Origin of the sequence: Bacillus sp. RCC_6_1, assembly GCF_041360755.1 — a bacterium.
GTDB lineage: Bacteria > Bacillota > Bacilli > Bacillales > Bacillaceae_G > Bacillus_A > Bacillus_A cereus.
On the sequence record NZ_JBFUPV010000017.1, the window covers coordinates 94,480 to 103,641 of the forward strand.

Genomic DNA, 9,162 nt, shown 5'->3' on the forward strand with positions numbered 1-9,162 from the left:
CTAAGTATGAAAAAACTTGATACAACAGAAATGGAAAAAATTTATGGTGCATCAGGTGTAGATCCAAGAACGACTCCGTCTCCACTTCTCGCAAGCTTTGTTGCTTCGTATATTGCATCTGCAGAATTTAGATGTGGAAAAGATAATAAAGGGAAATAAAAAATAAAAGGGGGAATTTATCATTCCCCTTATAAAACTCATATTATATAAATATTAGAAAGAGAGGGCTATAGCATGAGTACTTTAAAAGAAAATGTAGTAGGTTTAAGTATGAAAAAACTTGATACAACAGAAATGGAAAAAATTTATGGTGCATCAGGTGTAGATCCAAGAACGACTCCGTCCCCACTTCTCGCAAGCTTTGTTGCTTCGTATATTGCATCTGCACAATATAGATGTGGAAAAGACAATAAAGGAAAATAAAGATAAAAATAGAATGAGAAAATACTTTTATTCTCTCATTCTATTTTCTCATTCTATTTTTATATAAATATTTTAAGGGGTGCTAAAGTGAAGAGGATATTACTCTATTCCGGGTCTAGAAATAATGACTCTCGTACAAATAAAATTATAAATGAATTAAAACTACATATAGAAAAGTGTTTTCCAGATATTGTATTAGATATTTTTGATCCCATAAGTAAACCATTACTGCATTCAACAGGTTGTAAAAGTTGTTTTAATAGGGGGATTTGTCCATCAGATGGATTAGAGGGTGATTATGGCAGAGAATTAAAGGAAAGTGTAGACAGTGCAGATCTAATTATTTTTGCTACTCCGGTTTATTCCCATAATGTCTCATCCGACGCTAAAATTTTTATTGACCGTTTATCGTATTGGGGGCATTTATTAAAGTTAGTGTGTAAACCTGTAATTACTGTAGTAACTGCGGAGAGTAATGGCGGAGATTTAGTTGAAGCTTATCTATATAAAATTTTTTCTTTTATGGGAGCGACAGTAGTTAACTCAGAAGTGTTTTTAAAAACATATTCAGAGGAGTATGAAGAATCGATGTCTAGTTTAATTGAAAGTATAGAGACATTAAAAAATAATGATTTTAAGGTGGGTATAAATGAAAAGCATGAAGCCACATACCAAACGTTGAAATCTATGATTAGTAGATATCCTAAAGATAATTTTGAATATCAATATTGGTTACAAAATGGATTATTGGATAGCGAGACGCTGAAAGAGCATATAAGCAAAAATTTTGTTTACTAAAAAGGAGAGGATTGTATGTTAACAAATTTACATAAATCATTAAATATAAGAGAGCGTTATGACTTAATGAGTAAATATATTAAGGATTCTAAGGAATATAATTCTGATTCTTTATCAAATTGGCGAACGGAAATGAGCATTTTATCAGATGAAGAGTTTGAACAAATGTTAAAATTTAACGATTATAAAATAAATACTTTTTCATTTGCTGTTGATAAGAATCCATCTGAAGAAATCAATAATTTATACAAACAAAAAGCTAAAGAATCGCAGTGGTATAATACATTTATAGAAATTATGGAGAACACAGATCTTGATGAAGTCCTAGATTCTGAAAGAGCAGGTATGTTATTTATTTTAAGGCCATTTATAGATTTTGTGAAAAAAGAAATAAGTATATTTGTTTCTAAACATGATTATCATAATATAGTTTCACAAAATATTTTAGAGAGCTTAATAGAACAATTTGCTATTTCTATAGCAGAAGTAGCACAAAAATCATTAGTCTTAGAATTAAATTTAGACAGAGAAAATGACGTCCTTGCTGGTCCTACTCCTGAAGATAGGTTTGTATTTTTTGTTAATCAATATAAAGATAAAGATAAATTGATTGATTTTTTTGATAAATATGTTGTATTGACGCGCCTTTTAAGTACAATTACTCCTAATTTTATTAGTAATATTAAAGTACTATTTAATAGGATAGATAAACATAAAAATGATATATTACAAACCTTTACAATTCAGGATCCACTGCTGTTAACAGATATAAAAATAGGGCAAGGAGATACTCATAATAAAGGTAATACAGTCATTGAATTAATATTCAATAAAAATTATAAAATTATCTACAAACCTAAAAACTTAGAAATAAGCAAATTGTATAATGAAATCATTGAATATTTCAATAAAAAAGATAATATATTGGATATGAGAATTGTTAAAGGTATATATAAAGATGAATATTCTTTCGAAGAGTTTATCCCTTATGAACAGTGTCATAATAAGGTTCAATTAGCTCATTATTACGAAAGATTTGGACAAGTAATGGCAATTTTATATTTACTAAATGCTTCAGACATGCACTTAGAAAATTTGATTGCGAATGGTGAATATCCAGTAGCAATAGACTTAGAAACACTGTTCCAGCAACCTATAATGCACGCTCTTGATGAATATCCAATTTTAAAAAAAGCAAGGCTGCAAATGTTTAATAATGTAGTATCAACAATGTTATTACCACATGGTGTCAGAAGTGATAGAGAAGATGAAGTGGGTATAGATCTTAGTGCATTAGATGGTAAAGGTGTAAAAATTAATAAAAAAATACTACAACCGGTCAATATTGGTACAGATGAAATGAGATATGAACACTTAGAATTTAAAACTAGTGATTCAAATAACATTCCATACCTAGAGACTGTAAATAATAAAGTAGGATATAAGGATTACATTATTGAAATAATAAATGGTTTTAGAAATGTATGCAACATCGCATTGAATAATAAAAAGGATTTAATCGAGTTGTGTAATGATTCCGAGAATAAAATTGTTAGAATTATTGTAAGGGACACTAGTCAATATGGAAATATACTCCAGCACTCACATCATCCAGATTTACTGCAGGACATGCTAGATAGAGAAAAAGTTTTAGAAAATATGTGGACCCACTCATTTAGTAATAAAGAAATTATTAAGCATGAAATAGAAGACATGCTCATTAATGATATACCAATATTCTTCAATAAAATTGGTACAAAAGATGTTACTTCAAGTAACGGTGAATTAATGCTATCAATTCAACAATACGATGGGAAAGAACTCGTAATTAATAAGTTGAATAATTTTACAGAAGATGAGATTAATAAGCAAGTTTCAGTAATAAACATATCGTTCGGATTATATCCAGAAAAAGAACCAATGCAGAAGCAACCTAAATTATTACAACAAAATACATTTGGGGAATTTGATTTAAAAGAAGAAGCAATAAGAATAGCAGATGATATTTTACAAAATGCTATTGTAGAAGAAGATAAGATTATGTGGATTGCGGTCAATCCCGAAGAAGGTGATAAATGGTCAATCGGATTAATAGATGATGATTTCTATGATGGTTTATCGGGAGTATATCTATTTTTACACACACTATATGTGGAGACACAAAAAGAGGAATATTTAGATTATGCAAATAGGGTATTAAAAACCTTAAATCATCATGCTGTTAAAAATGAATTGGGGATGAACAGTAGTTCAATTGGTATAATGCATGCGGTATCGAGAATAAAAAATAAGAAACTATCTAGAGCATTAAGGGAAGAATTAAAAAATCAAGTTAATTATATAGACGATCAAGAAATTGATATAACACATACTGATTATTTGAATGGATCTATTAGCTTAATTAACACATTAATCAATATTTATGAAAATGGTAAAGATGCGAATTATTTATCTTTAGCAATAAAATATGCTGAAAAATATATTAAACTTCCTATCAAAGAAAAAATTGATAATGATATTAGTTTTGGTCATGGATATATATCCATTGCTTTAGTATTTTTTAGACTGTGGAAATGTACAAATAACCAGCGTTACTACAATTTGGGTGGAGATTTTTATAATGAATTTTATTCTTCGTTTGAAGAGCATAAAAAGGAAAAATTTAAAGATCTAAACTTCTCTTGGTGTAGAGGTATATTGGGAATTCTAATTGCTGAATTAGAAATCATGAATATAATGGATAACGAAAAACATAGTAGCGTGGTAGAAGCATTAGAACCGTTGTTATTGAATATGGATATGTCTGGTAATGATGGGCTTTGTCATGGAAATATAGCAGTTACAGAATATTTCCTTAAGAAATATGAATACAGTAGAAATGAAGAAGATTTAAAAATGGCTCAAATTATAGTACAAAATATTATAAACAGGAATCATCGAGAAAATAGGTTTATGTTGAGATATGCAAAAGGGTTTAAATCTATAGGATTATTTACAGGATTGTCTGGTATTGGATATCAAATGTTAAGAGTAAGCAATCCTGAAAAGATAAAATCTATTTTAGATTAATGAAAAATAAGAAGGGTTATACATGAAAATATACAAAAAAAGAGTAAAATTTGTTGAGCAGATGGAGAGTGTAGAGTGTGGATTGGCATGCTTTGCTATGATCGCAAACTATCATAATATTAAACTCTCTTTAAATAATCTAAGAAATCTTTATCCTGCACCTAGGGAAGGGTTTTCGTTTTTAAATATTCGAGAAATCGCTAATAACTATTCTTTTAGTGCAGATGCATATGAAATTGATATGGCTGAATTAACTGCAATTTCATTGCCGTGTATTATACAATGGGGAAATAATCACTTTGTGGTATTAGAAAGAATAAAGAAACAATCGTATATAATCGTTGATCCTAATCGGGGAAAAATTGAAGTGCCGCAAGATGAGTTTAAGAAAAAATACTCTGGGTTTGCATTGCAGTTTCAATTTATAGGAAATACTAAAGATATTATTCCAAAAGAAAAACAAGAGAATATAATTTTAAAATACTTTAAGCAGCATAAAGGTAGATTTTTTGGTTTAGTTTTTCTATCTATTATTATTCAAGGTTTAATGACAGTTATCCCACTTAGTACTAAGTGGGTAACTGACAACGCCTTTTCTAATTCAGATATAGATAAACTAAATTCATTTGGTTGGTTAATAATTATTTTTTCAATTTCCTTTGTCCTTATGTCACTGTTAAGAGGCATTAGTATTGCTTTACTTCAAAAAAGCCTAGACTTATCAATAATGAATGACTTTATGAAAAAAATGTTTCATTTACCTTATTCATTTTTTGATAATAGGAGTAGTGGTGATTTATTATTTAGAGCAAACTCTGCGGTATTTATTAGAGATATAATTTCTACGACAATGATTACGATTTTTATTGATTTGTTACTTATAATTACATACACAGCAGTAATGATTAATTTCTCTTTAGACTTAAGTTTATTATTGTTATCTTTAAGTATGTTATTAGCTGTAATATTGTTTGTTAATGCAAATGTTATTCGGAAAATGACAAAAAAAAATATCCAGGATAAAGTTAATACTCAAGCTGTTTTAACTGAGAATATGTACAATATTGTCGATATAAAGAGTCTTGGACTCGAAAAAAAACGCTTATCCCTTTGGTCGGGGAATTATTCTAAAGAATTAGAAAGCTCTCAAAGACTAAATATATTTCAAGCAGTGATTCACACGATTACCGGTTTTTTCCAAGTTTCTGTTCCGTTACTTGTATTATGGGTAGGAGGTCATGCTTTAATCAATGGGGAAATAACTTTAGGGACTTTAATAGCCTTTAGTTCTATTGCAGGATCTTATATTACCCCTATAGTTTCTGTGAGTAATAATTATACTCAACTAATTTCTTTAGGAAGTTATTTTTCTAGAATTAAAGATGTGCTAAGAACAAAAGATGAGCAAGAAAAAAGTAATGTTCAAGCCCATAGCATTAAGGGTGATATCAAATTTGAAAATGTATATTTTAAATATAATCAATTTAGTAAATATATCCTGAAGGATTTGAATTTTACTATTAAACAAGGTGAAAAAGTTGCAATTGTTGGTCCGTCAGGGTCGGGGAAAAGTTCAATTTCAAAGTTACTACTTGCATTATATAAAGTTAGTGAGGGGCAAATATTAATTAATAATAAAAATATTAATGACTATGATTATCATAGTTTGCGAACGTCTATTGGTACAGTGCTTCAAGAATCTAAACTATTTTCAGGATCTATTAGTGATAATATTTCTATGTCAAAAGACAATCATGATGACCTAAAAGTAATTGATGCAGCTAAAAAGTCAGGTATTTTAGAAGACATCTTAAACTCTCCAATGGGGTTTGAAACTATTATATCAGAGAGTGGTAATAACTTTTCTGGTGGACAAAGACAACGTCTTCTAGTGGCACGTGCATTGTACCAAGAACCAAGTGCTATTGTATTTGATGAAGCTACTAGTCACCTTGATTTATTTACAGAAAGGCACATAGAAAATACCTTAAAAGAGTTAAATATCACTCAGATAATCATTGCTCATAGATTAAGAACAATTCAAAATGCAGACAAAATAATATATTTAGAGGATGGAATGATTAAAGAAATAGGGACACATGAACAATTGCTAAAAAACAGATCATATTATTATAATTTATATTCACAATAATTAGTACATTCTATTAGAAATGTCTGTGAGGTCTTGATAATAGGAGGATAAAATGTATCGTTTTAAAAAATATTGTTTAAGTATTATTAGTTTTATATTAATTATCAGTTTTTTTCCGAATAATACCAATGCAACGCAAATAGCTTATTACTCCATTCTAATAAGGGATAATACGGATTTCAATACAGTATTAGACAAGTTAAGTAAAGATAATCAAGAAGTTGTTTATTCTATACCAGAGGTTAATTTAATACAAGTTAAAGGGGAAAAGGGCAAAATTATATCTGGTATTGGTTTAGAAAGTATTGAAGAAATTAATCCATCTACCGGAGAATTTAAAACATACACACCAAATATTAATGATCAAAAAGTTTTAGATAATAAAGCTATCTGGGACGTACAATGGGATATAAAGCGAATTACAAATAATGGGGAGAGTTATAAACTTCATTCTCCATCAGGTAAAGTATCAGTGGCACTCATTGATTCAGGCTATCCAGAAAATCATCCCGATATTAAAAGTATCTCCATTCAAAAATCTAAAAATCTTGTACCAAAAGGAGGATACAAAGGGAACGAAGAAAATGAAACAGGAAATATTCATCAATTAACAGATCGAACGGGTCACGGAACGAGCGTTCTGAGTCAAGTGAATGCTGACGGATTAATGAAAGGTGTGGCACCTGGTATGCCTGTTAATATGTATAGGGTGTTTGGAGAGAGTTCGGCAGAAGGTTCTTGGATAATAAAAGGTATTATTGAGGCAGCGAAAGATAAAAATGATGTTATTAACATAAGTGCTGGATCTTACTTGCTGAAAAATGGAACTTATTCCGATGGTAGTGGTAATAATAGAGCGGAAATTAAAGCATATGAAAAGGCTATTCATTATGCAAATAAAAAAGGAAGCATTGTGGTTAGTGCTTTAGGAAATGATTCAATAAATATTAATATTTATAGTGAATTGTTAAGCATCTTAAATAGCAAAATAAAAGATGAGGGGAAATCAGCAACAGGAATAGTACAAGATATACCGGCTCAGTTAGCCCAAGTTGTTTCTGTTGCTTCAACAGGAATGGATTCGAAAGTTTCTTCATTTTCAAATTATGGTAAGAATATAATAGATTTTACTGCTCCTGGTGGTGATATCAAATTATTAAATAAATTTGGTGCAGATGTATGGATGGCAGAGGAGATGTTTAAAAAAGAAATGATTCTTGTTGCCCATCCTCAGGGAGGATATTATTTTAATTATGGGAATTCACTTGCAACACCTAAAGTGTCAGGTGCTTTGGCGTTAGTGATAGATAAATATGGTTATAAAAATAAACCTAATAAAGCCATTAATCACCTAAAGAGAAATACAAATGCAGAAAATGAAATAGACTTGTATAAGGCACTCCAAGAATAAATTGCGAGCGCGAATATATCATGTTTTGCTTAATAAGATGATGATTCTGGTCCACAATGATATATAGATATTATAGTTATAAGAAAAGGGTGCCTATTGGCATCCTTTTCTTTGTTAATCTGCAATTAGTATGAGATAGATGGCTGGCAAAATCGTAGTAGGGACTAAGACGAAAGTTAATTCTTTAGATATAAGTTAGATATCTGCTTTCATTTTATTTTTTTCTTGAAATGTCAAGGCGTTAAATTTTCATCATTTTAGCCAACAAGACCCCTTCCTCCAGGAACGCGAAGTGAGTAAGTGGGAGATTAATTGGCTTCGAACAAGGGATGACAAGGAGCCATCTTAATTGTTCGACATACATAAAGTGTTACTTCACTATCCATTGAATAAATGTTTGGCATATAATAGTCATATACCGAAATGGAGGTGAATCAAATGATGATGAATAAAGCCTATAAGTTTCGTATCTATCCAAATCAAGCACAAGCAATTCTAATTAACAAAACAATCGGTTGTTCTCGCTTTGTATTCAAACATTTTTTATCCCTATGGGATCACGTATACAAAGAAACTGGGAAAGGTTTAACATATGGTACATGCTCCGCCACACTCTCCGACATGAAGAAAGAGTTTGTTTGGCTAAAAGAAGTGGATAGTATTGCAATACAGTCGTCTGTTCGCAACCTTGCGGATGCGTATACACGCTTTTTCAAAAAACAAAATAGTGCCTCGCGTTTCAAATCTAAGAAGAATAACGTACAATCGTATACCACAAAACAAACAAATGAAAGCATTGCCGTTGTAGGAAACAAAATAAAATTGCCAAAACTAGGTCTTGTTTGATTTGCCAAAAGTCGTGAAATAACGGGACGTATTGTAAATGCTACGGTTAGACGGAACCCTTCTGGCAGATATAAAATGATAAATATGGATCAGTTTCTATTACTTTTAAGCTTTCCTTTACTTGTAGATATGTTTGTTTTGCTTCTTTTACATGATATAAACGATTTTTTTCATACCGTTCATTTAATAATTCCATCAATTGCTTATTACTTTTTTCTGGAACAGTCATAATATCCCCCTTTTCTCTGTAAAGGCTTAATCTGATAATAACAGGAAATGGATAGTTTATATTTAACTATGTTTTTGTGAATAATAAGAATATTACGAATACCGAAAGGATCCTTATTCTGTTGATATAGTCAATTTGTTTTAAAACAGACCGTCTGTATGAACTGAACCCAAAAAATTAGACAAATATATTAAGCAGCTACTAAGGATTGAACTCTGTATTGCACAGGGGACA

At 30.2% G+C, this 9,162-nt stretch carries 7 protein-coding genes and 1 pseudogene; 7 read left to right on the forward strand and 1 reads right to left on the reverse strand.

Annotation, left to right across the window (positions count from 1 at the left end):
• Positions 1-6 precede the first annotated feature (6 nt).
• The 7 genes and pseudogenes from AB6801_RS27790 to AB6801_RS27820 form a co-directional block, all read left to right on the forward strand.
• Positions 7-159, forward strand: coding sequence for a mersacidin family lantibiotic (locus tag AB6801_RS27790; protein WP_050552473.1), 153 nt, complete (start codon positions 7-9; stop codon positions 157-159).
• 75 nt (positions 160-234) lie between these two features.
• Positions 235-423: a lichenicidin A2 family type 2 lantibiotic gene (locus tag AB6801_RS27795; protein WP_074790748.1), complete on the forward strand. Its 189-nt coding sequence runs from the start codon at positions 235-237 to the stop codon at positions 421-423.
• An 87-nt stretch (positions 424-510) separates the two neighbouring features.
• Complete coding sequence (locus AB6801_RS27800) at positions 511-1,221, forward strand: NAD(P)H-dependent oxidoreductase (protein WP_097842772.1); 711 nt, start codon at positions 511-513, stop codon at positions 1,219-1,221.
• A gap of 15 nt (positions 1,222-1,236) precedes the next feature.
• Positions 1,237-4,290 (forward strand): type 2 lanthipeptide synthetase LanM family protein, encoded by a 3,054-nt coding sequence (locus AB6801_RS27805; RefSeq protein ID WP_097842773.1) that lies wholly within the window; start codon positions 1,237-1,239, stop codon positions 4,288-4,290.
• Positions 4,291-4,312: 22 nt separating this feature from the next.
• Entirely contained in the window at positions 4,313-6,442 is a 2,130-nt protein-coding gene (locus AB6801_RS27810; protein WP_000708394.1) for a peptidase domain-containing ABC transporter, read from the forward strand.
• Between the two features lie 52 nt (positions 6,443-6,494).
• The gene (locus AB6801_RS27815; protein ID WP_000285549.1) at positions 6,495-7,853 is read left to right on the forward strand and encodes a S8 family peptidase; all 1,359 of its coding nucleotides are present in this window, start codon (positions 6,495-6,497) and stop codon (positions 7,851-7,853) included.
• 438 nt (positions 7,854-8,291) lie between these two features.
• Positions 8,292-8,771, forward strand: a pseudogene (locus AB6801_RS27820) (RNA-guided endonuclease TnpB family protein); the annotation flags it as partial.
• Here AB6801_RS27820 and AB6801_RS27825 read toward each other — a convergent pair.
• Positions 8,746-8,928, reverse strand: coding sequence for a hypothetical protein (locus AB6801_RS27825; protein WP_170924515.1), 183 nt, complete (start codon positions 8,926-8,928; stop codon positions 8,746-8,748). The pseudogene AB6801_RS27820 and the gene AB6801_RS27825 overlap by 26 nt on opposite strands.
• Positions 8,929-9,162 lie beyond the last annotated feature (234 nt).

Bases quoted from the DNA above. Each gene is read 5' to 3' on its own strand.
- AB6801_RS27790 (WP_050552473.1), top strand. From the start codon at position 7: ATGAAAAAACTTGATACAACAGAAATGGAAAAAATTTATGGTGCATCA.
- AB6801_RS27810 (WP_000708394.1), top strand. From the start codon at position 4,313: ATGAAAATATACAAAAAAAGAGTAAAATTTGTTGAGCAGATGGAGAGT.
- AB6801_RS27795 (WP_074790748.1), top strand. From the start codon at position 235: ATGAGTACTTTAAAAGAAAATGTAGTAGGTTTAAGTATGAAAAAACTT.
- AB6801_RS27805 (WP_097842773.1), top strand. From the start codon at position 1,237: ATGTTAACAAATTTACATAAATCATTAAATATAAGAGAGCGTTATGAC.
- AB6801_RS27825 (WP_170924515.1), bottom strand. From the start codon at position 8,928: ATGACTGTTCCAGAAAAAAGTAATAAGCAATTGATGGAATTATTAAAT.
- AB6801_RS27815 (WP_000285549.1), top strand. From the start codon at position 6,495: ATGTATCGTTTTAAAAAATATTGTTTAAGTATTATTAGTTTTATATTA.